Below are 25,191 nucleotides of genomic sequence, written 5' to 3'. Positions count from 1 at the left end.
ACTGTCACCTCTTAGGTCATCGCGTTGTTCGCAAGAGCGTTACGCCCAATCTACGTGGCCCGAGTCACACCGCGTAAGCACTCAAAAACGGTCAGATGCGGGCAGAGATTGTCGTCGGCGATCTCCGCGGCCGTCCGGACCGCCCTCGGTACGTCCTACGACACCGCCCTCGGTACGTCCTACGACCGCCCCGGACACCCCGCCACGCACCACCGCCGCGCCGCCGGACCCCGCCGGAGCCCCGAGGGATCCGGCGGGGTCCGGCGGAAGCGGGTCCCGGGCCCGCGGTGCCCCGAGAACGCGGCACTGACCGAGCGCACGCTCTGGCGCGGTCAGTGCTCGCGCGGGGCGGGCACCACGCGCTCGACCTCGGGGTGGATGGTGAGCAGCTGGCGCATCGCCGACTCGGCCGCCATGCCGTCACCGGTGCCCAGCGCGTCGACGATCCGCGCGTGCTGGGCCAGGGAGGTCTCGTTCGGCCGCTCACAGCCGGTGACCGGGCCGCCGGAGACCTGGAGGGCGGCCGAGACGATGCCGGAGAGGTGCTCCAGCATGCGGTTGCCCGCGATCTGGATGAGCAGCGAGTGGAACTCGGCGTCCGCGCGCGAGAACGTCAGCGCGTCGCCCTGCGCCATCGCGTGGCTCATGATCTCGACCATGTCACACAGGCGCTGCTGGACGTCCTCGCGGCCGTGCCCGGCGGCGAGGCGGGCGGCGAGCGGCTCGATCGTCCAGCGCAGCTCGCTGAGCTCACGGCGCTGGTCGTCGCGCTGCGGCCCGAAGGCCCGCCACTCGATGATGTCCGGATCGAGAAGGTTCCAGTCACTGACGGGACGCACGCGCGTGCCGACATTCGGGCGGGCGCTGACCAGGCCCTTGGCCTCCAAGACCCGGAGGGACTCACGGACGACGGTGCGGGAGACCTCGAATCGCTGGCCGATCTCCTCGGGGACCAGCGGGCGGTCCGCGCCCAGGTCGCCGGAGACAATCATCTGACCCAGCTGCTGGACGAGTTGACCGTGCAGTCCGCGGCCGCGGCTGCCCGCGGCGCGCCGTCCCACACGGCCCAGCTCCGGATCCGCGCCCTCCCAGGCGGGCACGCCGACACGATCGACGGCGGAGGTCTCCGCGTAGGGGTAGCGGTCGAGTTCGCCCGGGCCGACCAGACCAGAGTCTGCGGAGCGGGCGGCGGTCATCATGGTGTGCGCAAGGGTACTCACGGATCCTTTGTCGGCGTTGCCTCCAACTCCCTTGAGGTCTTTGGTGAAAAGCACACGAAAGGGTGATCGCTCACCCCGTCGCAATTGACGCCTTATCGGAAAGAAATGGGCGTTCTTCAGGGAGTTGTGGGCACCTGAGGATCGGAAGCGCCCGGTCCGTGGTCATCGGAGCCTGGTTCGCAGGGTGGTGAACACGTACGCGCAGAGCAGCGCGGTCAGTGACAACGCCAGCGCCCCGCCCACGGGTTGGGCGAGCACACGGGCCGCTCCGACCAGATAGCGCTCCCCTCCGAAGGGCCACCGCAGCAGGAACATCTCCCGCATCCGCACCGGCAGTCCGGCGGCCATCCGCACACTCGATCCCTCCAGCGCCTTGTGTACGACGGGTACGACGACCACGGGCACGGCGAGCACCGCGGCCAGTCCGGCCGTGGTGGACCGGAAGACTCCCGCCGCCAGCACACCGGCCCAGGCGCATCCGACGATCAGCCCGAACCAACTCGCGGTCAGCGGAATCCAGTCGCCGGGAACCTGTGCGAGCTCCCGTCCGTAGACGAGATAGAGCGCTTCGGCGTCGCAGCCCAGGGTGAGGAACGAGAGCAGGACCGCGGTGGCTCCGGAGACCAGCAGTTTCGCGGTGAGCAGCCCCAGCCGACGGGGCACGGTGCCGCGGTCCGCCGCCAGCGCGGGGTGGCGGAACTCGTCCCCGAAGGACAGCGCCCCGAGCAACCCCGCGCCGAGCGCCGCCGGGGGCAGCGGCAGCTCCCGCGGCCAGGCCGCGAACAGCCGCGCCTGCGGGGTGTGCCCGAGCCGGGCGAGCAGGACGGCGGTGAGCGCCGACACCAGCAGTACGGCACCGCACGTGAGAAAGCCGGCCCCGATCCCGGCGGCCCGACGCAGTTCGTAGCGCAGCGGACGGAGCGGGCTGGGGGCCGAGCGGACGGAGATGGGAGGCGGCAGGGGGGACATGGTGTCCAGGACGGCGGCTTCGGCGCGGTGCCCGCGCCCGGCCGCGGACGGGGCGGGCCCGTCATCGACTGCGGTGGTGGGCTTACGGGGCTGCGACTTCGGCTGCGACTGCGGCGTCGGCTGCTGCTGCTGCTGCCGAGGCTGCTTGGCGGGGGCCTCGGTGGTGGGGCGCTCGGGGACGGGGAGTTCAGCGGCGGGACGTTCGGTGGTGAGGGGTTCGGCGGTGAGGGCTTCGATGGTGAGACGTTCGCCGGCGGGGTTTTCGGCGGGTACGGAGTTGACGGGAGGCTGGGTTGTGGGGGCTTCGGCGGGTACGGCGCGGGGTGACGACTGCGCGTGGGAGGCTTCGGCGGCCGACGCTCGGGACGACGGCTGAGGGGAGGCGGCGGGGGCCGACGGATGGGCGGTCGCGGGCCGCGTGGACGACTGGGCGGATGCGGATGCCGATGCGGATACGACCACGGTCGTCGGCTGGACGGATGCGGCGGCCGGTGGCTGAGCAGGTACGGCGGCCGCCGTCCTGGTGGACATGGCGTGGCCGGAGGACTCGGCGGCGGCCGACGAGGTAGCGGGGGCGGAGGCAGGGGCGCTCGACGGCCTGACCGCCGCCGGGCCCGGGCCCGGCTCGGCGGGACGCGTGTGGGTGATGTGCTCCGCGTTCTGGGGCGAAGGCCGAGACGTCGGCGGCGGGTTGCCGGTGATCCCCGCGGCGGAGGCGAGGGGCAGCGGTTCGGTCACGTCGGCAGGGGTCGGAGCGGCCACCGAGTGAGGCCACCCCGACTCCGCCCGCGGCTGAGGGGTCACCGGGGCCACGGCCACGCCTTGGCGTCGCTCCGCGCGGAGCACGTCGGGCCGACCGGCGGCAGGCGCCTCTTCCCCGGTTCCCTGCGAGGGGGTGGGCCGCCCACCGTCCGCCTCGGTCTCTCCTTCCACGCGCGTCGGCCGCGCGTCGGCCGCCAGGGCGGGCTCGCCGTGGTCCGGCTGCGGCCGTACCGTCCCCGGCTCCTCGTCCGGCAACGGCTCCGTCCCGGCTCCCGGCCCCATGTCACCGGTCTCGTCGGCGAGTTGGTGGACGAGGATGCCGTGGCGGAACGCGGCGTCGCCGACCTCGGCGGTCGTGCTGCCGTACACGGAGAGGCGGTTGCCGCCTTCTCGTACGACCTCCACGGAGCGGTGGTCGGCGCGGGCCTCCTTGGTGAGGAGGTCGGCGAACCGGGCGGCGTAGGGGCTGCGGACGGCCACGCGCGGGCGCAGCCGGGTGCGGGCGAAGTCGGTGGCCTCCTGGTCCGCGAGGAGCCGGCCGCCCTGCAGGGTGACGACCCGGTCGGCGGCGCGGGCGGCTTCCTTGGGGTCGGCGGTGGTGAAGAGCACCGTGCCGCCCTGCTCGGCGTGCGCCCGGAGCATCCGGTGCAGCCAGTGGACCTCACGGGCGGGGAGGTCGTTCGCGGGTTCGTCCAGGATGAGGGTGTGCGGGTCGGGAAGCAGGGCACAGGCCAGGCCGAGCCTGCGGTCCACGCCGCGCGACAGCGTGCCCAGGCGTTCCTCGCGGAGACTGACGAGGCCGACGGCTTCGAGAACCTCGTCGGCGCGCCGGGCCGGGACCCCGGTGGCCGCGCACAGCATGCGCAGATGGCCGCGGACCGAGCGGGACGGGTGACCGGGGACGTCGCCGAGGAGGACGCCGATCTCACGCGCGGGGTGGGCGATGCGATGCAGGGGGCGGCCCCTGAAGTAGGCGAGTCCACGGCCCGGTTGGAGCTCGAGCATCAGTCTGAGCACCGTGGTCTTGCCCGCGCGCGCCTCGCCGAGGAGTGCGGTGACGCGGCCCGCGTGCGCATCGAAGGTCACATCGTCGACGGCGGGCGGGTGCGCCTTGCGGGGATTGCTGGTCAGTCCGAAGGCCTCGATCACCTTAGGGAAGATAGCGCGGAATGACCGTTTTTCCGGGTATAGAGGGTTTTAACCTTGCCCGGGTTCGCGCTGTCGGACCTTCAGACCTCGGGTCGCAGCATCGGCGGGTTGAGCAGGGTCGCCCCGCCGGCGCGGAAGAGCTGGGCCGGACGGCCCCCCTGGCGGGTGGTCGTACCGCCGGTCGGGACGAGGAAGCCGGGGGTCCCGGTCACCTTGCGGTGGAAGTTGCGCGGGTCGAGCGCCACACCCCACACCGCCTCGTAGACCCGGCGCAGTTCACCGACGGTGAACTCGGGCGTGCAGAACGCCGTGGCCAGGGAGGAGTACTCGATCTTGGAGCGGGCCCGCTCCACACCGTCGGACAGAATCTGGGCGTGGTCGAAGGCGAGCGGCGCGACCGGCTCGCCGTCCCGGCCGTAGCCGCCCTGCGCGAGCAGTTCCTCGACCGGGGCCCAGCGCGCGTTGCTGGCGTCGCCACCCGCCCGCGGCGCGGGGAGGTCGGGGGCGAGGGCGAGGTGGGCGACGCTGACCACGCGCATCCGGGGGTCCCGCTTGGGGTCGCCGTAGGTCGCCAGCTGCTCCAGGTGGGCTCCGCCGTCCTGGGCGGGGGCGTCGGGGTCGTGGGCGCGCAGCCCGGTCTCCTCCGCCAGTTCTCGCGCCGCCGCCTGCGAAAGATCCTCGTCGGCCCGTACGAAGCCGCCCGGCAGCGCCCAGCGCCCCTGGAAGGGCGCCTCGCCTCTGCGGACCGCCAGCGCGCACAGGGCATGGCGGCGCACGGTCAGTACGACCAGGTCCACGGTGACGGCGAAGGGCGGAAAGGCTGACGGGTCGTAGGGCATGCGGTGATCATAGTCGTCTGCCTGACGATAAACACTCCCTTCGTCACGCGCTTCGAGGGCTGATCCCTGCGTGCTGCGAGGGCTGATCCACTTCGCTCCGGTATGCACCCCGCGGCTCGTGCCGGTGGGCCTCCGACAGTCGGCCGCCCCTTCGTCCGGTCGCCGCGCCGCGCCGGATCCCTGTCCTCGGGCCGCGCGGTCACGCCCCCAACTGCAGACCGTCCGCCGCCTCCTCGACCATGGCCAGGCCGAGCCGGCTGACGCGCACCGAGAAGGGCGCGCCGGCGACCCGAAGTCCGGTGAGGCCCAGTTCACCGAGGGGCGCGCTGTGGACCGGACGGAGGGTGACGGTCCGGGCGGGGACGTCGGGGCGGATGCCCGCGAGCGCGGTGAGGAGCAGGACCCCGGAGGCGGCGGCCGTGGCCGCCGGACGGCAGGCCGCGGGGTGCGGAAGGGGAGCGCTCCCGTCGGAGCGTTGCACACCGGCGAACATCTCGGGGAGCCGGTGACCGAAGTGCTCGGACGCCGCCAGCAGGCCGCGCAGCAGCCCGCCGGCCTCCTTCTCGTATCCCGCGGCGGCCAGCCCGGCGACGGCGAGTGCCGTCTCCTGCACCCGGACGGCTCCGGCCCGGTGGCCGAACGGGTTGTGCCCCGCTTCCTTCGCCCCCAGCCCGCGCAGCCCCCAACCGGAGTCCATGGCCGGGCCGCCCAGCAGCCGGGAGAGCTGCCCGGTCTGCGCCCTGTCGAGCAGGCCGACGGCCAGTTCACCCGCCCCGAGCAGACCGGTGTCGAGCAGGTGGACGGCGGTGGAGCCGAGGTGGGTCAGGGGGCGGCCGTCCGGGGTCAGAGCCGCCGCCGGACGCCCGCCGCCCCGGTCCTCGACCCAGAAGTCCGCCCGGAACGCCGTCCTCAGCTCCCCCGCCCACTGCCGCAGTGCGGCACCGCCGGGCCGGTCGTACGCGTCGAGGAGGTCCGCGCCGAGCAGCGCGGCCCGGTGGGCGTGGGCCTGGGTCTCGGCGCGCGCGGGGCCGCCGGGCCGCGGATCGCAGAGGTAGGTGTGCTCGCCCACCGTGGTGCGCAGCCAGCTGAGGCAGCGCTCGGCGGCCGGGAGCAGTTCCCGTGTCTCCTGTTCCGGGAGCCCCCAGCGGCGGGCCTCCGCCAGCAGGGCGGGGAAGAGCAGGGTGGCCTCCGTACCGGTGCAGCCCGGTGGCAGGTGTGCTCCGGCGTCGCGGCGCGGTCCGGGGATCATGCCGGTCCGCGGTCCCGGGCCGCGGAGTTGGGTGCGGGCCAGGGCGCGCAGGGTGCCGGCGGCGAGCCGGGTGCCCAGGGGCAGGGTCATCCGGGCGGCGGCCAGGGCTTCGGCCGGGGCCAGTCCGCAGCGCCAGGGTGCCCCGCCCGCGACATAGGTGTCGGAGGGGTGTGCCGGGTCGCGGAGCAGCAGCGACTGGAGGTCGTCGATGCTCGTTCTGAGCAGTGCCGGAACCCTCGGGTCGTCGCCCGCGGCCCTGGCCGGCGCCAGGGGGCTGGTGGCGGCGCGTCCCACGGCTCGCAGGGGAGCCGCGCCGTCCGCGCGTACCCGTAGCTCCACGCTCGCCGTTCCGCCCGGTGGCAGGTCGAACTCCCAGCGCAGCAGGCCCGCGGAGGCCAGCGCGTCCGCGGGTGGCGGGTCCGCGGTGATCGCCGCGTTGCCGGTCGGGGTGGCCCAGCGGAGGCCGGAGTCGTGGACGCTGGCCGGGAGTTCGGGGCCCGTGGTGCCGGAGGCGATGGCGCCGAGGTCCGCGAGGTCCGTGCCGAGGGCCACCTCCAGCGGCAGGCGCAAGAGGTGGGGTGCGGAACTGCGCAGGGTGATGCGCTCGGTGCCGTCGGCGTGCCGGGTGCGTTCCACGATCACGTCCGGATCGGGGCCCGCCGCCGGGGAGACCCGGAGCGTGCCGACGAAGCGGGCGGAGTCCGCCCCGGTCATCCGGGCCTGCACGGGGAGCGGTTCGCGGCCGGCCACCCGGACCTGGCAGCGGGCGAGCAATCGCCGGCCCGCGCGGTAGAAGCCCTCCAGACCACGGCCGTTCAGCTGGCCGTGTTCGGCGGAGATGGCGAGGCCGGGCAAGGCGACGCAGATCAGGGCGGTGTGTGTGGGCGGCAGCCCGCCGGGGTGGCCCGGGGGCGGGGTGCCGGGCGCCGGTCGTACGGGCTTGGGCCGTGGGGCTCGGTTGCGTGGCTGTCCCGAGACGGCCTCCGCGGGCGGGAGCCAGGGCGGGCCGTCCCTGAGTCGGCGGTTGTCGTCGGCGGTGGAGGGCGGACTCGGCTGATGCATGGGAAGGCTTCTTTTGCGCTCTGTGCGCCTGGGTCGTGCTGGGCGCCTGACGGACAGCCCCGGAGGGACAGCGGACGGGTGGCGGCACGGCCCGTCCAGGCGTTCCGCCACTCAGGTGAACGGAGACGGGCTCCTCCTGGTCACGCCCCGACCCGCCGAAGCCGACCGAACGGCCATACGGGGAGGTGTCCTGCGGCCGGGCCGGCCCGGGCCTTCGCACGGCCGAGTCCGACAGGCCGGTCAGCCACGGGCCAGGAGGCGGACACGCACCGCGCCGCTTCCGTCCGACAAGGCTCCGGGCCCAGTGGCACGCGGCGCGGGCCCATGCCCGTCCGTAGCCCGTCCACAGCCGACCACGCGAGGATGAGCCCTCGTTCATTCGTCCCCCTCGCCCCGGCCGTTCCCGGATCGCGTCCCCTCCCGCGCGGCTCGGCCATCTCGTGCGTCCCTGCTCTCCCCGGCACGCGCCCGCGTGCCGCCACTCGGCCTGGACGAACTGGGGCGGGTGTGTTCCCCGTCGGTCCTTCGCGGGCGGGTGCCCTCCAGGTGCGGCCGTCGGCCGTCGGCACCGCCGCCGGTGCGTGGACCGCGCCGGCGACGGGGGCCGGATACTGCGGGTGGCGTGCGCCCGGAGCCCGGATCGGTCCGGCCACCGGTGTCGCCGACGGCAGTCGGGCTGTCCATCGCCGCGCCGTCCGCCGTCGCGGTGTCCGCCGTCGCACGGTCCGACGTTGCACGGTCCGACGTTGCCCTTTCCGCCGTTGTGCCGTCCGCCGTCGCGCTCTTCGCCGATGTGCGGTTCGCCCCGGCGCGGCCCGTGCGTTCCGTGCGCAGGCAGCGGCGGATCGCCTCGGGGTCCAGTCCTTCGTTGCAGGCCTGGTGCAACAGGCGGGCGAAGAGGTAGTCGGGGTCCGCGCCCAGGGCCATCGCCAGGGCCTCGCGCGCCTCCAGGTCGTCGCCGGCCGACCAGGCGACCCAGCCGGCCAGGGTCAGGGGGGCGGCCGCGTGTTCGCCGTACGGGCCGACGCAGCGACGGGCCAGGGCGCGCCACAGGCGCAGGGCCGGTCCGGCCTCGTCGCCCTCCATCCAGGCGGCCGCGCGGTCGCGGGTCGTGCGGTCCTGCAGGCCGAGGATCAGTGTTGCGGCCTCCTCATGGGTGAGCAGGCCGTCGTCGCGCCGGTCCTCTTGGTGGATGCCGGACTCCGGTGGGGCGACGGCGTACCGGCCGATGATCCGCTCGGCGAGGGCGAGGGTCTCCTCGGCCACGTGCGCGCGGAAGGTGTCGTCGAGGATCCGGGGCACCAGTGCCATTCCGGCCCGGTCCAGGGCGATCTCCTGGTCCGGAGCGGCGCCGGTCTCCCAGGGCAGCAGCCTGGCCCGCAGTTCGCGCAGGGTGCCGCGCACCTGGATCCCCGCGTAGGTGGCGGCGGCCGCGAGGACGGAGGTGCCGGGCAGGCCCATGGGGGTGCCGTCGGGCGGACAGCACTCTTCTGTCGGGCAGCAGTACGACCAGAACCGGCCGTCCGAGACGCAGAGCGCCTCGATCACGGGCACGTCGAGCCGGCCGCACTCGGTGCGCAGCAGCTGGGCGAGCGAGGCGAGCCGGCGCATGACGTCCCGGCCCGATTCGCCGGGCGCCGGCTCCTGGCAGACGTAGGCGACCATCTGTTCGGGCCGGGCTCCCCGGCGCTCGCCGCCGGTGGTCAGGCCCTGGGCGAGCTGGCGGGCCGCGGATTCCCAGTCGTCCGGGTTCGCGGGGATGCCGAGCCGGGCCCGTCCGCCGAAACGGCCGCGGCCGCCCCGGTCGTGCAGGGCGACCAGCACCATGCTGTCCTCGGGGCGGTATCCGAGCAGGTAGGGAAGCGCGTCGGCCAGCTCGGCCGGGGTGCGCAGGGTGATCTGGGTGTCGTGGACGGACCGGCCGGGGGCCGCCGCGCTTCCCTTGAAGTCGCCGTTTTCGGAGGGTCCGGTGGTTTCGCTGTGATTCGTCATGCGCCGACGATCTCGCGGATCTTGTGATTCCGGTTGGGCCTGTGGATAAGTCGAATCAGGGACACGCCAAAGCCGCCCTCAGCCGTCCTCCCTCGTCCACAGCCCGCCCGGCTGTCGGTCCCGTCCTGTTGTATGGAGTGCATGGAGCACACGAGCAACGCGGAACTCCGGGCACGGGCGGACGCCGTCCTCGCCCGTCTGGTCGGGGACGACACCGGCACGGCCCGGCTGCGCGAGGACCAGTGGCGGGCGATCGAGGCGCTGGTCGCCGACCGGCGCCGGGCCCTGGTCGTCCAGCGCACGGGGTGGGGCAAGTCCGCGGTGTATTTCGTGGCGACCTCGCTGCTGCGCGCCGGGGGCAGCGGCCCGACGGTGATCGTCTCCCCGCTGCTCGCGCTCATGCGCAACCAGGTGGAGGCCGCGGCCCGGGCCGGCATCCACGCCCGCACCATCAACTCCTCCAACACCGAGGACTGGGACGTGATCCAGGCGGAGATCGCGGCCGGCGAGGTCGATGTCCTCCTGGTGTCCCCGGAGCGCCTCAACAACCCCGACTTCCGTGACCAGGTCCTGCCCAAGCTCGCCGCGGCGACCGGGCTGCTCGTCGTGGACGAGGCCCACTGCATCTCCGACTGGGGCCACGACTTCCGGCCCGACTACCGGCGGCTGCGCACCATGCTGGCCGACCTGCCGCCGGGCGTGCCGGTGCTGGCGACCACTGCGACGGCCAACGCGCGCGTGACCGCCGACGTGGCCGAGCAGCTCGGCACCGGTGGCGCCTCGGACGCGCTGGTGCTGCGTGGCCCGCTGGACCGGGAGAGTCTCAGCCTGAGCGTGCTGCGGCTGCCGGACGCCGCGCACCGTATGGCGTGGCTCGCCGACCACCTGGACGAACTGCCGGGTTCCGGCATCGTCTACACGCTGACCGTGGCCGCCGCCGAGGAGGTCACGGCCTTCCTGCGGCAGCGCGGGCACGTCGTGGCGTCGTACACGGGAAAGACGGAGAACGCCGACCGGCAGCAGGCCGAGGACGACCTGCTCGGCAACCGGGTCAAGGCGCTGATCGCCACGTCGGCCCTCGGCATGGGCTTCGACAAGCCCGACCTCGGGTTCGTGGTGCACCTGGGCTCGCCCTCCTCCCCCATCGCCTACTACCAGCAGGTGGGCCGTGCCGGGCGCGGTGTCGAGCACGCGGAGGTCCTGCTGCTGCCGGGCAAGGAGGACGAGGCGATCTGGAACTACTTCGCCTCGCTCGCCTTCCCGTCGGAAGACCTGGTGCGCCGCACACTGGATGTGCTGTCCCGGGCCGGCGGTCCCGTGTCGCTGCCCGCGCTGGAGCCGCTGGTGGAGCTGCGCCGCTCCCGGCTGGAGACCATGCTGAAGGTCCTCGACGTGGACGGCGCGGTCCAGCGGGTCAAGGGCGGTTGGATCGCGACCGGGCGGCCATGGGCGTATGACGCCGAGCGGTACGCCTGGGTGGCGCGGCAGCGCGAGGCCGAGCAGGAGGCGATGCGCCAGTACACGGCCACGGCGGACTGCCGGATGGAGTTCCTGCAGCGCCAGTTGGACGACGAGGGGGCGAAGCCCTGCGGCCGCTGCGACAACTGCACACGGCCGCGCTTCACGGCGGACACCACCTCGGCGGCGGTGGACGCCGCGCGGGTCGACCTCGGCCGGGCGGGCGTCGAGGTGGAGCCCCGCCGGATGTGGCCGACCGGCCTGCCGGCCATCGGCATCGACCTCAAGGGACGCATTCCGGCCGGTGAACAGGCATCGGCCGGGCGGGCTTTGGGTCGGTTGTCGGACATCGGCTGGGGCAATCGGCTACGACCGCTGCTCGCACCCCAGACCCCGGACGCACCCGTGCCGGACGACGTGGCCCGTGCCGTGGTGGAGGTACTGGCCGACTGGGCGAAGGGCCCCGGCGGCTGGGCCCCGGGCTCGGCCGACGCGCAGCCACGCCCGGTGGGTGTCGTCACCGTCGCCTCGCGCTCCAGGCCCCTGCTCATCCACTCCCTGGGTGCCCGTATCGCGGAGATCGGCCGACTGCCCCTGCTGGGTTCCGTGGAGTACACGGGCGAGGCGTCCCGGGTGTCGCGCAGCAACAGTGCCCAGCGTCTGAAGGCCCTCGACGGTGCGCTGACCGTGCCGCCCACCCTCGCCGCGACCCTCGCCGAGGCGCAGGGACCGGTGCTGCTGGTGGACGACTTCACGGAGACCGGCTGGACGCTGGCGGTCGCGGCGCGCCTGCTCCGGAGGTCCGGGGCGCGGGGGGTGTTGCCGCTGGTCCTGGCCGTTCAGGGCTGATCGTCCCGGCGCTCCTCGACTGCGTACGCCGGGCGCGGCGTACGCACGTGTCGTACGCGAACGTCCCAGGGGTCCCGGATCGCCTCACTGGGTAGGGATATAAGCCACGCACCACCAGATAACAGTCGGTGGCCCCATTTGCTCGTTGCCGCATTCCAGTTCGACAGGAAGAATTGGGGTCCGCTCCCCGCGCGGCTCGGCCGTGATCCGGTTGGGCCTTACTGCGGTGCGCGCTCCCCCGAATCCGATCTCGCCCGCAGTGTGGGCGCGTAGCCGAAGGGAGGAACGTGACCTTCGGATTCGCTCCGTCCTCGGCGGCATCGTTGTCGACGTCCGCGTCCGCCGCTTCCGCCAGCCGTCTGCTCGAGCCCGCGGAGTGGGCCGACGCCGGAATTCCGCTGCTGCGCAACCCCCGTGAGGTCGTCAGCGGGCTGCACACCCGCCACCGGCCCCGGCCGGGCACGGCCGTGGTGGCCGTTCTCGACCCTGAGGAACGGCTGTGCGCCAGCGCGTCCTTCGGCCGGCGCTCGGCGCCTGCCGACGGCTGGATGTTCCGCAACACGCTGCTGGCCCAGCTGCGCCGGGTGATCCCGCACGACCTGCGCCGCCGCACCCCGGTGCGGACCGCCGTACTGCTCTACTGCCGCGAGGGGGACGCGCGTTGGACGGAGGAGGACGGCGCCTGGATGTGGGGGCTGCGTGACGCGTGCACACTGCACGGACTGCGCTGCGGGGCGTACATCACGCTGACGCACGACGGCTGGCAGGTGCTCGGCGAGGGGCGCGGCGGACGACGTCCCAACGCCGACTCGCCTCCCGAACCCTTCGCCCTGTCGGAGGCCCCGCCGCTGTCACCGCGCACCGGGGGCGCCGTCTCCGAGGTGCTGCGCCGCGCGGCCGCGCGCTGAACCCCGGCCCCCGCGAGGGGGGCACCGGCCGGGCGCTCAGCGCCGGGCACGGCACCCTGAAACCGCCGTGCGAGGTGCCCGGCGGGGTCTCCCGCCGCACGGCACGACAAAGCGGCACGGCGGAGGGCGGCCCGTCGTGCGGTCACCCGCCGGATCCGGCCCGGTACTCGTGTTCCGGATCCCCCGCCGCCGAACGTACGCGGACCTTCTGCCGAGGGTCTGCCCCACGGCCGCTCCGCGCCGGACGGCGGCTGCCACCGGCGTGCGGGCACGGCGAAGTCGCCGCCGTGCCAGTACCGCCGCCGCGGCTCCTTCGGTACCTCCGGGAAGTCCCCGAGGTGCCGGAGGTGGCTCAGACGCCCGCGCCCAGCACCGAGTTGATCCCCTGCGGGTCGCCGCAGACGATCAGCAGGGCACCGGCCCGGGAGAGGGCCAGCGGCAGGGCGGTGGCAGCGACGGTGTCGGCGCCACCGTTGACGGCGACGACGACCACGGGGCGGATCGCGGCACGGGAGGCGGCGGCGGCGTCCGTGTAGAAGACGTCGTCGCCCGCGTCGTGCTGCGCCCAGTAGGCGGCTTCGCCGAAGGACAGTTCGTGGTCGGCCCACGGGTGCTGCGCGCCGGTGGTGATCACCAGCACCTCACCCGGGGCGCGGCCCGACTCGAGAAGCAGGTCCACTGCCTCCTCGGCCGCGTCGAGAGCGCTCTCGACGGTGGCCGGGATCAGCTGGATCTGCGGGGCCGCCGCTGCAGCGGCGGACACGGCCGGGCCGGACGGGCCTGGCTTGGCCACCTCACGCGGCGTGCGCTGCACCGGCGGCGTGGGCCGCAGAGGGCCGGGACGACCGGGACGCGGCGGAGCCACGGGGCGGGGGCCGGGTACGGGACGAGGGGTCGGCGCGGTACGGCCACTGGCCGGAGTGGCGCGGGGACCCTGGGCACTCTCGTGAATCTGAGGCTCCTCGGGAATGAGAGGCATGAGCTGATTTTTATCAAACGTTGGTGCAGGTCAGGTGAACCGGGTGGCACAACAGTGCGACTAGGACGTCAGAAATCGAAGCCGAGCTGTCCCTCGATCTCCGAAGTGCTTCCCTCTGCCCAGCTGCGGGCCTTCTTGAGGTGCCGCCACTGGGGCAGCGCATCAAGATACGCCCACGACAACCGGTGGTACGGGGTGGGTCCCCGCTCCTCCAGTGCGGCCTTGTGCACGGGCGACGGGTACCCGGCGTTGTCCGCAAATCCGAAGTCTGCATGGTCGATACCCAGTTCGGCCATCATTTTGTCGCGCTGAACTTTGGCGATCACCGAGGCCGCCGCGACGGCCACACACGAACGGTCACCCTTGATGACCGTGCGCACCCGCCAGGGGGCACCGAGATAGTCGTGCTTCCCGTCGAGGATGACCGCCTCGGGCCGGACCGGCAGGGCCTCCAGCGCGCGGCTCGCCGCGAGCCGCAGCGCGGCCGTCATCCCGAGGTCGTCGATCTCCTCCGGCGAGGCATGGCCCAGGGCGTAGGCCGTGACCCACGTCCGCAGCGCCTCGGCAAGTTCCGTACGCCGCTTGACAGTCAGCAGCTTGGAGTCGGTGAGGCCCTCGGGCGGCCGGCGAAGACCGGTGACCGCGGCACAGACGGTGACGGGCCCGGCCCAGGCGCCGCGCCCCACCTCGTCGACACCGGCAATTATCTTCGCTCCGGTCGTGGCGCGAAGGGAGCGCTCGACGGTGTGAGTAGGTGGTTCGTACGGCATGGCGCACTTAGGGTACGCCGCGCAGATCCCCTGGCGACACCCCGGTCTCACCGACGGACCAGGGGCCCGCCCGGGCGGCGGCTCAGACCCCGCGCGGGGACAGCAGCGGAAGCATCAACTGGTCGACCATCTCCGCGATGTCCCCGTCGCTCCATTCGCTTGCAGAAATCTTGGAGCGGTACATCATCATCGCCGGAACGGCATCCAGGACATAGCCGTTGGCCGCGTCGGCGCGCACGTCTCCCCGCTCTATTCCTCGCGTGACGACCTGGCTCATCAGGCGGGTGGTCGGGCCGACGACCCCCTCGAAGATCACTCCATGGAAGCGTTCAACCTGCATGTGATCGCATTCGTGAATCACCGAGCGCAGTGCGAAGCCGGGGCGCGAGAACATCGCGTCGCGGGCCTGCCGGCACAGGGCGAGCAGGTCGTCGCGGACGTTCCCGAGGTCGGGGGCCTCCTCCAAACGGGGCAGACCGGCCTGGAGCGCGTCGGCGACCAGATCCTCCTTGGAGGACCAGCGGCGGTAGACCGCCGCCTTCCCGGTCTGGGCGACGGCGGCGACACCCTCCATGGTGAGGCCGCTCCAGCCGACGGTACTGAGCATCTCCAGGGCGGCGTCCAGGATCGCGCGTTCGAGAACCGCGCCGCGACGACGGGGGGTTGCCGTCCGCACCGGGCCGGCCGTCGGGCGCGAGGTCACCATCTGAGTCTCTCCAGCGAGCAAGAGGAGGCGGGCGTTCCAGAACGGGGCGCACAGGTTGCGCCGACAAGGGGCACGGTATCCGATGCGCGGCTAAGTGAACGCTTGCGTTCACTACTGAGGGCTCACTACGGTTGACGCGACAGTGAACGCGACCGTTCACTAAATCCTCGGTGGGAGACCCATAGTGACAACCTCTCAACTGTCTCAGGATCAGAAACCCGGTGCGGCCCGCCGGGAGGGGCATCCCGGCATCGCGCTCACCGTCATCGCGGCCTGTCAGCTCATGGTCGTACTCGACGCGACGATTGTGAACATCGCCCTCCCTCATATCCAGGAGGCGCTCGACTTCAGCACCACGGACCTCACCTGGGTGGTCAGCGCCTACACGCTCACCTTCGGCGGTCTGCTGCTCCTGGGCGCCCGGGCCGGTGACATCCTCGGCCGCCGCCGGGTCTTCCTGACCGGCATCCTGCTGTTCACCGTGGCCTCGTTCCTCGGCGGTCTCGCACAGGAACCCTGGCAACTGCTGGCCGCGCGCGCGGTCCAGGGCGTGGGAGGCGCGATCGCGTCGCCGACCTCGCTGGCACTGATCACGACCACCTTCCCCGAAGGACCCGAGCGGAACCGGGCGTTCGGGGTGTTCGCCGCCGTCTCCGCGGGCGGTGGCGCCCTCGGCCTGCTCTCCGGCGGCCTGCTCACCGACTGGCTCGACTGGCGGTCGGTGTTCTTCGTCAACGTGCCGATCGGCCTGCTGATCGCCGTGCTGACCCCGCTGTACATCAACGAGTCCGAGCGGCAGCCGGGGCGGTTCGACATCGCGGGGGCGCTGGCCTCGACGGCGGGCATGGCGTCCCTCGTGTACGGCTTCATCCGCGTCTCGGAGCAGGGCTGGCACGACGGTCCGGCCCTCGGCTCCTTCGGCGCCTCGGTGGTCCTGCTGCTGGCCTTCGTCTTCATCGAACGCCGGGCCAGGGAACCGATCACCCCGTTGAAGATGTTCGCCGACCGCAACCGCTCCGGCACCTATGTGATCATGCTGAGCCTGGCCGCCGCGATGTTCGGCATGTTCTTCTACATCGTGCTGTTCGTGCAGAACGTGCTGAGCTACAGCCCGATCAGGGCCGGGCTGGCCTTTCTGCCCATCAGTGTGGCGATCGCCGCCGGCGCCGGGCTGTCGCAGCGGTTCCTGCCCACCCTGGGCCCCAAGCCGTTCATGATCGCCGGAGCGGCGATCGTGATCGTCGCGCTGGTCTGGCTGACCTTCATCAAGCCCGACAGCTCGTACGCCGGCGGCGTGCTGGGGCCCATGCTGGTCTTCGGCTTCGGTATGGGTCTGAACTTCGTGACGGTGACCAGTACGGCGGTCTCCGGGGTCGCGCCACAGGAGGCGGGCGCGGCGTCCGGGCTGCTCAACGCCATGCAGCAGGTGGGTGGTGCGCTGGGTCTGTCCATCCTGACCACGGTCTTCGGCTCGGCCAGCAAGGACGAGGCGAAGAAGCAGCTGCCGAAGTTCCTCGCCGACGGTTCGCCGGAGCAGAAGGCGGAGTTCGCCAAGACCCACCAACTGCCCGCGCCCTGGGGGCACGAGGTGCTCGCGCACGGCATCGCGACCGCGTTCGTGCCCGCCGCCGCGATGGCCGGGGTCGGCCTGCTCACCGCCCTGCTGGTGATCAAGATCAGCAAGAGCGACCTCGAAGCGCTCGCCGGCACGGGCGGCCACGGGGCGGGCTGACCCGGCCGGATCCCCGCGGAGCCGGTGACGGCCGGACCGCTGTCGCCGCTGCCATCGTCGAGGGGCGAACGACAGCGACAGCGGTCCGGCCACGCACAGCACGGCCGTCAGCACCGCGATCACCTTCAGAAGAGCCGATCCCAACCGCACCACCGACACCCACCCCCCAGCGACTCCACGTCTCCAAACCGTCCGCACTCGGACGGAGCGACGGAGCGCGGAGCGGATGCCAGGAAAACGCCCGATGGTCACAGAGAGTTCCCATCGGGCACGGAGAGTTTCGAGAGCGGTCTGGAGCGTCACGCTTCAGGACGGGTGGGCCGGGTCGGCGCCGCAGTAGACCTCCCCGCCGAGGGTCAGCCGCCGACAGCGGTCCCCGTCGGCACCCACTCCGGCAGCGCCTCCGTACGCTCCAGCCACGCGGCCGGCGGCGCTCCCGCCCTGCCGCCCGCGAGTACGCCGCCCACGATGGCGCAGGTGGTGTCCACGTCGCCGCCCACCTGGGCGGTCGTCCAGAAGGCGGTCTCGTAGTCGCCGAGGGAGCGAGCGGCCGACCAGAGGGCGAAGGGGACGGTGTCATGGGCGGTCGTACGCCGTCCGCAGCCGAGGACGGCCGCGACGGTGCCCGCGTCGGCGTAGTCGAGCATGTCGCGGGCGCGTCGCAGGCCCTGGCCGACGGCGCTCTTCGGGACGAGGGAGACGACCCCGTCGAGGAGCGCTCCGGGGCTCGGGGGCCCGCCGGGAGCGGCGGCCAGGGCCGCTGCCGCGGCGACGGCCATGGCACCGACCACCGCCTCGCGGTGCTGGTGTGTGGGATAGGCCGAGATCTCGGCCTGATGGGTGGCCTGCTCCGGATCGTCCGCGTACCAGGCGCCCAGGGGGGCGATGCGCATCGCGGCGCCGTTGCCCCATGACCCCTGCCCGTTGAAGAGCCCGGCGGCCAGCTCGCGCCAGTCGCCGCCCTCCCGGACGAGGCGGAGCAGCCGGTTGACGGCGGGGCCGTAGCCCCGGTCGAAGTCGTGGTGCGCGGCGAAGGAGCGGGCCAGCGCGTCCTGGTCGATGCGGCGGTGGGCGGCGAGGACGGCGACGACGGAGCCGGCCATCTCCGTGTCGTCGGTCCACTGCCAGGGCGCCGGTGGCAGCTCGCGCCGCTTCAGCAGCGGGTAGTTCACCGGTACGAAGAACTGTGAGCCCAGCGCGTCGCCGACGGCGAGTCCGCGCAGGCTGGCCAGGGCGCGGTCCAGGCGCCCGGGGGTCGAGGAGTCGAGGGAGAAGGTCATCGCGGCCAGCCTAGCCGCTCATCCAGTTCGGCTCCGGGTCCCGCCAGCGGTCGAAGGGCTGGTTGAGGGTGTACTTGCCGTCGTCCCCGAGAACGAGCATCCGCATCTCGGCGTTCCCGGGGTTGGAGAGCGACTCGAAGTCCGCGACCGTCCAGTGGAACCAGCGCATGCAGAACAGCCGCATCGCCAGCCCGTGGGTCACCAGGAGCACGTTGGGCGGATGGTCCGGCGCCTCGAAGCTGCGGAACAGGCTCTCCAGGAAGCCTCCGACGCGGTCGTAGACGTCGGCTCCCGACTCGCCCTGGGGGAACCGGAAGAAGAAGTGCCCGTAGGCGTCCCGGTACGTCTTCTGCAGGCGTACGTCGTCGCGGTCCTGCCAGTTTCCCCAGTCCTGTTCGCGCAGCCGGGGCTCCTCGCGCACGCGTATGAGATCCGGGTCGAGGTGGAAGGCGCGGAGGGTCTCGTGCGTACGGCGGTACGGGGAGACGTACACGCTGACGCGCTCCTGGCCGAAGATCTCCCGGATGCGCTTTCCGGTCTCCTCCGCCTGCCGCCAGCCCCGCTCGGTGAGGGCCAGCGAGTGGTCGGGTTCCCGCTCATACACGGAGTCGTCGACATTGCCGGTTGACTCGCCGTGCCGGACAAGGACGATGCGCCGTGGTCGTGCCATGCCAAAACCCTAGATCGAGTGACGAAAAATCGAGCACTCGGATGGGCCCCATACAGCGCACATCACACAAACCAAGGGTTGGATATTCAAACGATCCAACTCGGTTCGAGCTCCACGATGTCCCCCGTGAGCGCCGCGATGTCGGCCTCCGTCTGGGCCCGCAGCGCCAGCCGCTCCACCCGCTCCGTGCGGTACTTGCCGTGTTCGGCGGCCGACCGCCACATCGAGAGGATCATGAACTCGTGCTCGGGAGCCTCCGCGAACATGCCGCGGATCATGCCGGGCGAGCCCGCCATTGCCGGGTTCCAGACCTTCTCCTGCATCAGCGTGAAGTGCTCGACGCGCTCCTCGTGCACCCGGCAGAGCGCCACCCGGACCAGGTCGCTGTCCGTGAACCGCGGCTCGAAACCGGTCTTCACGTCGAAACGGTACTCGAACAGCTTGACCTGCTGATCCTTGTAGGTGCCCGACTGGGACGCGGCCAGACGGTCGTGCGAACGCGCCATGAAGGAGTCGTAGAAGGCACGGCTCTCCCAGAAGGCGAAGATGTGCGCCACTCCCGGCCGCTGCCGACTCCAGCCCCCGCCCTGTCCCCGAAATCCCGGCTCCCCCAGAAGCCCCGCCCATTTTCGCTGCGCCCGCTCGAAGCCCCGGCGGTCCACCACGGTGCAGCGAATCCACTTGACCAGCACCGCGCCATCGTAAGGCCATGGGGCATGGCGCCGGTCACGCTCCGGCCGAGATCACCCGCGCATGCGCCCCCGCGCGCGTGGCACGATGGACAAAGAGCGTGGACAACCCAACAGTTGGGGCAGTGGACCTCTAGGGGGAAGGGGACGCGTGGTGAGCGGTTTCAGCAAGGCGATCCGGAAGGTCGAGGTCGCGGTGAAGTGGGATCCCAGCCCGTCCGGACAGCCGCCCACCGATCTCGACATCGTCGCCGGGACGTTCACGGGAGCCGACCCGTACGGAACTCCGGCCTATCTGGTGCACTTCGACAGCCGCTCGCCCGACGGCACGATCTTTCTCAACCGGGACAGCCAGGACGGCAAGGGCTTCGGCTGGGACGAGGTGATGACGCTCGAACTCGACCGTCTCGACAGCCGCTACACGCGCGTGGTCGTCGGAGTCGTCATCCAACAGCGCTCCGCGCACCGGACGTTCGTGAATGTCCTGAACCCCGAGCTGCGTGTCCGGGAGGGCTACAGCGTGCTGGCCCAGGACGACTTCGGCTCGGTCCTCGGGGCGACGGCGGCCGCCATCGCGGAGTTCGTGCGCGACGCGTCCGGCGACTGGAGCTTCCGCCCCGGCCTGCACGGCTTCGAGGACGACCCGGTCGTCTTCCACCGGTCCATGGGCGGCCTCGGCCGCCCCTGACGGCGAACACGACCACGCGCAAAGGTAAGGGGCGCCGGCATGGACCGGCGCCCCTTACTTCACTTCACCGACTCGTCAGCTGCAGCCGCTGGTCGAGCCGCAGCCCTCGCAGATGTAGCAGGAACCGGCCCGCTGCATCTTCGTACCGCAGGAGAAGCAGAGCGGGGCGTCGGCCTGGATGCCCAGCTGCATCTCCACCAGCTCGGCGCTGGTGTGGGCCTGCTTCGGGGCGGGCTTGACCACCTCGGGCTTCGGGATGGTGACGGCCTTCAGCTCCTGGGCGCGCGGCGCCGACTGGGCCAGGCCCTCGACGTCGACCTCGTCCTCGGCGACCTCGTACGAACCCGTCTCCAGGTGGCGCTGACGCTCCTCGGCGGAGTGGATGCCGAGCGCGGAGCGCGTCTCGAAGGGCAGGAAGTCCAGCGCCAGGCGGCGGAAGATGTAGTCGACGATCGACTGCGCCATCCGCACGTCCGGGTCGTCCGTCATACCGGCCGGCTCGAAGCGCATGTTGGTGAACTTCGAGACGTACGTCTCCAGCGGCACGCCGTACTGGAGGCCGACGGAGACCGCGATGGAGAAGGCGTCCATCATGCCCGCGAGGGTCGAACCCTGCTTGGACATCTTCAGGAAGACCTCGCCCAGGCCGTCGTCCGGGTAGGAGTTGGCCGTCATGTAACCCTCGGCGCCGCCGACGGTGAAGGACGTGGTGATGCCGGGACGACCCTTCGGAAGGCGCTTGCGGACCGGGCGGTACTCGATGACCTTCTCGACGGTCTCGCGGATGGTCGCCTCGGCCTTCTCGGCGACCTCCTCCTTCTCCTTCTCCTTGGTCTTGGCGGAGAGGGGCTGGCCGACCTTGCAGTTGTCGCGGTAGATCGCGAGCGCCTTGACGCCGAGCTTCCAGGCCTCGTAGTAGATCTCCTCGACCTCCTCGACGGTCGCCGTCTCCGGCATGTTGACCGTCTTGGAGATGGCACCGGAGATCCAGGGCTGGATCGCGGCCATCATGCGGACGTGGCCCATCGGGGAGATGGCCCGCTCGCCCATGGCGCAGTCGAAGACCTCGTAGTGCTCCTGCTTGAGGCCGGGGGCGTCGATCACATTGCCGTTCTCGGCGATGTGGGCGACGATCGCCTCGATCTGCTCCTCCTGGTAGCCCAGGCGGCGCAGGGCCTGCGGGACCGTGCCGTTGACGATCTGCATCGAGCCGCCGCCGACCAGCTTCTTGAACTTGACCAGGGCGAGGTCGGGCTCGACGCCGGTGGTGTCGCAGGACATCGCGAGACCGATGGTGCCGGTCGGGGCGAGGACCGACGCCTGGGAGTTACGGAAACCGTTCTTCTCACCGAGGCGGAGCACGTCCTGCCAGGCCTCCGTGGCGGCGGCCCAGACCGGGGTGTCCAGGTCGTCCGTGCGGACGGCCGTGGTGTTGGCGTCGGCGTGCTGCTTCATGACGCGGTTGTGGGCGTCGGCGTTGCGGGCGTAGCCGTCGTACGGGCCGACGACCGCGGCGAGCTCCGAGGAGCGCTTGTACGCCGTGCCGGTCATCAGGGAGGTGATGGCACCGGCGAGGGCGCGGCCGCCGTCGGAGTCGTAGGCGTGGCCGGTCGCCATCAGCAGGGCGCCGAGGTTGGCGTAGCCGATGCCGAGCTGGCGGAAGGCGCGGGTGTTCTCGCCGATCTTCTGGGTCGGGAAGTCCGCGAAGCAGATCGAGATGTCCATCGCGGTGATGACCAGCTCGACGACCTGGGCGAAGCGCTCGACCTCGAAGGACTGGTGGCCCTTGCCGTCGTCCTTGAGGAACTTCATGAGGTTCAGCGAGGCGAGGTTGCAGGACGTGTTGTCCAGGTGCATGTACTCGCTGCAGGGGTTCGAGCCGTTGATCCGGCCGGACTCCGGGCAGGTGTGCCAGTGGTTGATCGTGTCGTCGTACTGGATGCCCGGGTCGGCGCAGGCCCAGGCGGCCTCGGCCATCTTGCGGAAGAGGGACTTGGCGCCGACCTCCTCGATGACCTCACCGGTCATGCGGGCGCGCAGACCAAACTGGCCGCCCTGCTCGACCGCCTTCATGAACTCGTCGTTCACACGGACCGAGTTGTTGGCGTTCTGGTACTGGACGGACGTGATGTCGTCGCCGCCCAGGTCCATGTCGAAGCCCGCGTCACGGAGGGCGCGGATCTTCTCCTCCTCCTTGACCTTGGTCTCGATGAAGTCCTCGATGTCGGGGTGGTCGACGTCGAGGATGACCATCTTGGCGGCGCGGCGGGTGGCACCGCCGGACTTGATGGTGCCCGCGGAGGCGTCCGCGCCGCGCATGAAGGAGACCGGTCCCGAGGCGTTGCCGCCGGAGGAGAGCAGCTCCTTGGAGGAGCGGATCCGGGAGAGGTTCAGGCCGGCGCCGGAGCCGCCCTTGAAGATCATGCCCTCTTCCTTGTACCAGTCGAGGATCGACTCCATGGAGTCGTCGACGGACAGGATGAAGCAGGCGGAGACCTGCTGGGGCTGCGGGGTGCCCACGTTGAACCACACGGGGCTGTTGAAGCTGAAGATCTGGTGCAGGAGGGCGTACGCCAGCTCGTGCTCGAAGATCTCGGCGTCGGCGGGCGTCGCGAAGTACTTGTAGTCCTCGCCGGCCTTCCGGTACGTCTTCACGATGCGGTCGATCAGCTGCTTGAGGCCGGTCTCGCGCTGCGGGGTGCCGACGGCACCGCGGAAGTACTTGCTGGTGACGATGTTGACCGCGTTCACCGACCAGAAGTCGGGGAACTCGACGCCACGCTGCTCGAAGTTGATCGAGCCGTCGCGCCAGTTGGTCATGACGACGTCACGGCGCTCCCAGCTCACCTCGTCGTACGGGTGTACGCCGGGGGTGGTGTGGATGCGCTCGATACGCAGCCCCTTGGTGGCCTTCGTTCCCTTCGCGCGGGAACTCCGTGCCGGACCGCTCGCCGTCTCTGTCATGCCGCCTCCCTCTACGGGCAAAAACGCCCTGAAATGCCACGATGTTCCCGTGGCACGCTGTTCTGTTTGCGCGTCGCGGGCACGCTGAGCCGCCCCCGCGACAAGTCCTGGATCGCCGTCCGACAACCGGATCCGGGGCCTCCGCCCGGTTCCGGTCCGCCTGTCAGCCGGCGATATGGACGGGCGCGGGCGCCCGAGTGGTTCCGCCCGGCCCGTGATCGTCCTCCTGGCTCCCCGCTCCCGCGTCTTCGTCGTCCGCGACGGGGTCCTGCGCCGCCTGCCTGAGCTCCGCGATCGCGGCCTCGAAGTCCTCGAGCGAGTCGAACGCCCGGTAGACGGAGGCGAATCGCAGGTAGGCGACGAGGTCGAGCTCCTGCAACGGACCGAGTATGGCCAGCCCCACGTCGTGGGTGGTCAGCTCGGCGCTTCCGGTGGCCCGCACCGCCTCCTCGACCCGCTGGCCGAGCTGGGCGAGTGCGTCCTCGGTGACAGGTCGCCCCTGGCATGCCTTGCGCACGCCGTTGATGACCTTGGTACGGCTGAATGGCTCGGTGACTCCGGACCGCTTGACCACCATGAGCGAGCACGTCTCCACGGTCGTGAAACGACGGGAGCAGTCCGGACACTGGCGGCGCCTGCGGATCGACGTGCCGTCGTCGGTCGTACGACTGTCGACCACGCGGCTGTCGGGGTGCCTGCAGAAGGGGCAGTGCATGATCTCCAACCCTCCTCACAGCAGACTCAATGGCCTCGCCGGGCCACATGAGCCCCTCGAAGCAGCCCCAAGCATAGGCGATCTCAGAAGCACGAGAGACCCGGGGGAACACAACTTGTGGGCTGCTGTAGCAATCCAACCACTAGATGTGGTGATTGGCTGATACATCGCCAGGTTGCGCGTGTCGCACACGTACCGCTACGGCGGATACGGAGATACCGTGGGCGCCGCACGGAGGTCGCGTGCGACTCCGGCGCAGATGGGGACGTCGGTCCCGGTCGGCGGCGGTCCGGATGGCAGACTGGGCACACCCACAAGGCCATCAGCCCGGCGGTGAAGAGTACAACAATGGGCCCTTTTGCCCGCCGGGTACCGCGTGAGCCATACACCCAGACATGTGATCGCGTGCGGCGAATCGCGTTTTTTCACTCGAACGTGTGTTTGGCGCAACCTTTCGAAAGCAACTACCGTTGTCCAGCAGGGAGACCATCGAGAGGGGCCGACGTGACCACGACCGCAGACAGTGCCACCATCACCGCCCAGGACCGCTCCCAGGGCCGACTCGACCCGGTGCATGCCATGAACGAAGCCGTGAATCCCGAGGGACACAAGCGCTCCCTGCCGGGCCGACCTCCAGGCATCCGGGCCGACAGCTCGGGCCTGACCGACCGGCAGCGCCGGGTGATCGAGGTGATCCGGGACTCGGTGCAGCGGCGGGGCTACCCGCCGTCGATGCGGGAGATCGGCCAGGCCGTCGGCCTGTCGAGCACGTCCTCCGTGGCGCACCAGCTGATGGCACTGGAACGCAAGGGCTTCCTGCGCCGCGACCCGCACCGCCCGCGCGCGTACGAGGTGCGCGGCTCCGACCAGGCCATGACCGTGCAGCCCACGGACACCGCCGGCAAGCCCGCCGCGTCGTACGTCCCACTGGTCGGCCGGATCGCCGCCGGTGGTCCGATCCTCGCGGAGGAGTCGGTCGAGGACGTGTTCCCGCTGCCCCGGCAGCTGGTGGGTGACGGCGAGCTGTTCGTGCTGAAGGTCGTCGGTGACTCCATGATCGAGGCCGCGATCTGCGACGGCGACTGGGTCACCGTCCGCCGCCAGCCGGTCGCAGAGAACGGCGACATCGTCGCCGCCATGCTCGACGGCGAGGCCACGGTCAAGCGCTTCAAGCGCGAAGACGGCCATGTGTGGCTCCTCCCGCACAACGCGGCCTACGAACCGATCCCCGGCGACGACGCGACCATCCTGGGCAAGGTCGTCGCGGTACTGCGGCGCGTGTGATGCCTGCGGCGGGCGGTCATCTCGCCCGCCCTCCGATCGGGCCCCGGGACCCCTGCGCCGGTTCCGGGGTCTTGTACTGCCCAGCCCCCGCCGATCGCCTGCCGCGGATCGCGGGGGGGGGGGGGCCGCCGCGCGCGGGGGGCCCCCCCCCCCCCCCCGCCCCCCCCCCCCCGCCCCCCCCCCCCCCCCCCCCCCCCGCCGCGCGCCCCCCCCCCCCCGAGGCCCTTCGGGCCGAAGCGGGGGTCCGGGGGCGGCAG

The 25,191-nt window shown here is 71.7% G+C and carries 18 protein-coding genes; 5 read left to right on the top strand and 13 right to left on the bottom strand.

Annotated elements, in window-relative coordinates:
- Nucleotides 1-332 precede the first annotated feature (332 nt).
- The 5 genes from ACGFZS_RS45950 to ACGFZS_RS45930 form a co-directional block, all read right to left on the bottom strand.
- Nucleotides 333-1,220: a FadR/GntR family transcriptional regulator gene (locus ACGFZS_RS45950; RefSeq protein ID WP_393654768.1), complete on the bottom strand. Its 888-nt coding sequence runs from the start codon at nucleotides 1,218-1,220 to the stop codon at nucleotides 333-335.
- A gap of 162 nt (nucleotides 1,221-1,382) precedes the next feature.
- On the bottom strand, nucleotides 1,383-4,100 hold the full coding sequence (locus ACGFZS_RS45945) for an ATP-binding cassette domain-containing protein (protein ID WP_393800197.1): 2,718 nt from the start codon (nucleotides 4,098-4,100) through the stop codon (nucleotides 1,383-1,385).
- 80 nt (nucleotides 4,101-4,180) lie between these two features.
- The gene (locus tag ACGFZS_RS45940; RefSeq protein WP_355726456.1) at nucleotides 4,181-4,939 is read right to left on the bottom strand and encodes an NUDIX hydrolase; all 759 of its coding nucleotides are present in this window, start codon (nucleotides 4,937-4,939) and stop codon (nucleotides 4,181-4,183) included.
- Nucleotides 4,940-5,138: 199 nt separating this feature from the next.
- Nucleotides 5,139-7,250: a glycogen debranching N-terminal domain-containing protein gene (locus ACGFZS_RS45935; RefSeq protein WP_393800196.1), complete on the bottom strand. Its 2,112-nt coding sequence runs from the start codon at nucleotides 7,248-7,250 to the stop codon at nucleotides 5,139-5,141.
- 375 nt (nucleotides 7,251-7,625) lie between these two features.
- Entirely contained in the window at nucleotides 7,626-9,242 is a 1,617-nt protein-coding gene (locus ACGFZS_RS45930) for a DUF4192 domain-containing protein (RefSeq protein ID WP_393800195.1), read from the bottom strand.
- Between the two features lie 141 nt (nucleotides 9,243-9,383).
- Between ACGFZS_RS45930 and ACGFZS_RS45925 the strand changes: the two genes are divergently transcribed.
- Nucleotides 9,384-11,549, top strand: coding sequence for a RecQ family ATP-dependent DNA helicase (locus ACGFZS_RS45925; RefSeq protein WP_393800194.1), 2,166 nt, complete (start codon nucleotides 9,384-9,386; stop codon nucleotides 11,547-11,549).
- A gap of 287 nt (nucleotides 11,550-11,836) precedes the next feature.
- Nucleotides 11,837-12,457 carry a hypothetical protein gene (locus ACGFZS_RS45920; RefSeq protein ID WP_355726446.1) on the top strand — a complete coding sequence of 207 codons (621 nt, stop codon included), beginning with the start codon at nucleotides 11,837-11,839 and terminating at the stop codon, nucleotides 12,455-12,457.
- Between the two features lie 352 nt (nucleotides 12,458-12,809).
- Here ACGFZS_RS45920 and ACGFZS_RS45915 read toward each other — a convergent pair whose 3' ends face one another.
- The 3 genes from ACGFZS_RS45915 to ACGFZS_RS45905 all read right to left on the bottom strand — a co-directional run bounded on the left by ACGFZS_RS45915 (nucleotide 12,810) and on the right by ACGFZS_RS45905 (nucleotide 14,912).
- Nucleotides 12,810-13,436: a hypothetical protein gene (locus tag ACGFZS_RS45915; protein ID WP_393800193.1), complete on the bottom strand. Its 627-nt coding sequence runs from the start codon at nucleotides 13,434-13,436 to the stop codon at nucleotides 12,810-12,812.
- A 68-nt stretch (nucleotides 13,437-13,504) separates the two neighbouring features.
- Nucleotides 13,505-14,206 (bottom strand): ribonuclease HII, encoded by a 702-nt coding sequence (locus ACGFZS_RS45910; protein ID WP_365686247.1) that lies wholly within the window; start codon nucleotides 14,204-14,206, stop codon nucleotides 13,505-13,507.
- A gap of 82 nt (nucleotides 14,207-14,288) precedes the next feature.
- A complete protein-coding gene (locus ACGFZS_RS45905; RefSeq protein WP_393800192.1) occupies nucleotides 14,289-14,912 on the bottom strand; it encodes a TetR/AcrR family transcriptional regulator in 624 nt (207 codons plus the stop codon).
- Nucleotides 14,913-15,096: 184 nt separating this feature from the next.
- Here ACGFZS_RS45905 and ACGFZS_RS45900 point away from each other — a divergent pair, with 184 nt between their 5' ends.
- Nucleotides 15,097-16,644: an MFS transporter gene (locus ACGFZS_RS45900; RefSeq protein WP_393800191.1), complete on the top strand. Its 1,548-nt coding sequence runs from the start codon at nucleotides 15,097-15,099 to the stop codon at nucleotides 16,642-16,644.
- 356 nt (nucleotides 16,645-17,000) lie between these two features.
- Here the strand turns inward: ACGFZS_RS45900 and ACGFZS_RS45895 are convergent, their stop codons facing one another.
- The 3 genes from ACGFZS_RS45895 to ACGFZS_RS45885 all read right to left on the bottom strand — a co-directional run bounded on the left by ACGFZS_RS45895 (nucleotide 17,001) and on the right by ACGFZS_RS45885 (nucleotide 19,286).
- Complete coding sequence (locus ACGFZS_RS45895; RefSeq protein ID WP_393800190.1) at nucleotides 17,001-17,924, bottom strand: ADP-ribosylglycohydrolase family protein; 924 nt, start codon at nucleotides 17,922-17,924, stop codon at nucleotides 17,001-17,003.
- Nucleotides 17,925-17,934: 10 nt separating this feature from the next.
- Nucleotides 17,935-18,594: a histidine phosphatase family protein gene (locus ACGFZS_RS45890; protein ID WP_393800189.1), complete on the bottom strand. Its 660-nt coding sequence runs from the start codon at nucleotides 18,592-18,594 to the stop codon at nucleotides 17,935-17,937.
- 86 nt (nucleotides 18,595-18,680) lie between these two features.
- Nucleotides 18,681-19,286 carry a YdbC family protein gene (locus ACGFZS_RS45885; protein ID WP_355726427.1) on the bottom strand — a complete coding sequence of 202 codons (606 nt, stop codon included), beginning with the start codon at nucleotides 19,284-19,286 and terminating at the stop codon, nucleotides 18,681-18,683.
- A gap of 151 nt (nucleotides 19,287-19,437) precedes the next feature.
- Here ACGFZS_RS45885 and ACGFZS_RS45880 point away from each other — a divergent pair, with 151 nt between their 5' ends.
- Entirely contained in the window at nucleotides 19,438-19,971 is a 534-nt protein-coding gene (locus tag ACGFZS_RS45880) for a TerD family protein (protein ID WP_393800188.1), read from the top strand.
- Between the two features lie 75 nt (nucleotides 19,972-20,046).
- Here ACGFZS_RS45880 and ACGFZS_RS45875 read toward each other — a convergent pair whose 3' ends face one another.
- Together ACGFZS_RS45875 and nrdR are read right to left on the bottom strand one after the other, a co-directional pair.
- On the bottom strand, nucleotides 20,047-22,935 hold the full coding sequence (locus ACGFZS_RS45875; protein WP_393800187.1) for a vitamin B12-dependent ribonucleotide reductase: 2,889 nt from the start codon (nucleotides 22,933-22,935) through the stop codon (nucleotides 20,047-20,049).
- Between the two features lie 163 nt (nucleotides 22,936-23,098).
- A complete protein-coding gene (gene nrdR / locus ACGFZS_RS45870; protein ID WP_393800186.1) occupies nucleotides 23,099-23,650 on the bottom strand; it encodes a transcriptional regulator NrdR in 552 nt (183 codons plus the stop codon).
- Nucleotides 23,651-24,154: 504 nt separating this feature from the next.
- On the opposite strand from nrdR, the gene lexA reads away from it, so the two are divergent.
- A complete protein-coding gene (gene lexA / locus ACGFZS_RS45865; RefSeq protein WP_393654793.1) occupies nucleotides 24,155-24,934 on the top strand; it encodes a transcriptional repressor LexA in 780 nt (259 codons plus the stop codon).
- Nucleotides 24,935-25,191: the final 257 nt, after the last annotated feature.

Source organism: Streptomyces sp. NPDC048288 (assembly GCF_043201555.1).
In the GTDB taxonomy this organism is placed as follows: domain Bacteria; phylum Actinomycetota; class Actinomycetes; order Streptomycetales; family Streptomycetaceae; genus Streptomyces.
This window is presented reverse-complemented; position numbering and strand designations above follow the sequence as displayed.

Coding starts and splice junctions, on each gene's coding strand:
- ACGFZS_RS45915 (WP_393800193.1), bottom strand. CDS start 13,436: ATGCCTCTCATTCCCGAGGAGCCTCAGATTCACGAGAGTGCCCAGGGT.
- ACGFZS_RS45875 (WP_393800187.1), bottom strand. CDS start 22,935: ATGACAGAGACGGCGAGCGGTCCGGCACGGAGTTCCCGCGCGAAGGGA.
- ACGFZS_RS45940 (WP_355726456.1), bottom strand. CDS start 4,939: ATGCCCTACGACCCGTCAGCCTTTCCGCCCTTCGCCGTCACCGTGGAC.
- ACGFZS_RS45935 (WP_393800196.1), bottom strand. CDS start 7,250: ATGCATCAGCCGAGTCCGCCCTCCACCGCCGACGACAACCGCCGACTC.
- ACGFZS_RS45925 (WP_393800194.1), top strand. CDS start 9,384: ATGGAGCACACGAGCAACGCGGAACTCCGGGCACGGGCGGACGCCGTC.
- nrdR (WP_393800186.1), bottom strand. CDS start 23,650: ATGCACTGCCCCTTCTGCAGGCACCCCGACAGCCGCGTGGTCGACAGT.
- ACGFZS_RS45905 (WP_393800192.1), bottom strand. CDS start 14,912: ATGGTGACCTCGCGCCCGACGGCCGGCCCGGTGCGGACGGCAACCCCC.
- ACGFZS_RS45895 (WP_393800190.1), bottom strand. CDS start 17,924: ATGACCTTCTCCCTCGACTCCTCGACCCCCGGGCGCCTGGACCGCGCC.
- ACGFZS_RS45910 (WP_365686247.1), bottom strand. CDS start 14,206: ATGCCGTACGAACCACCTACTCACACCGTCGAGCGCTCCCTTCGCGCC.
- ACGFZS_RS45930 (WP_393800195.1), bottom strand. CDS start 9,242: ATGACGAATCACAGCGAAACCACCGGACCCTCCGAAAACGGCGACTTC.
- ACGFZS_RS45890 (WP_393800189.1), bottom strand. CDS start 18,594: ATGGCACGACCACGGCGCATCGTCCTTGTCCGGCACGGCGAGTCAACC.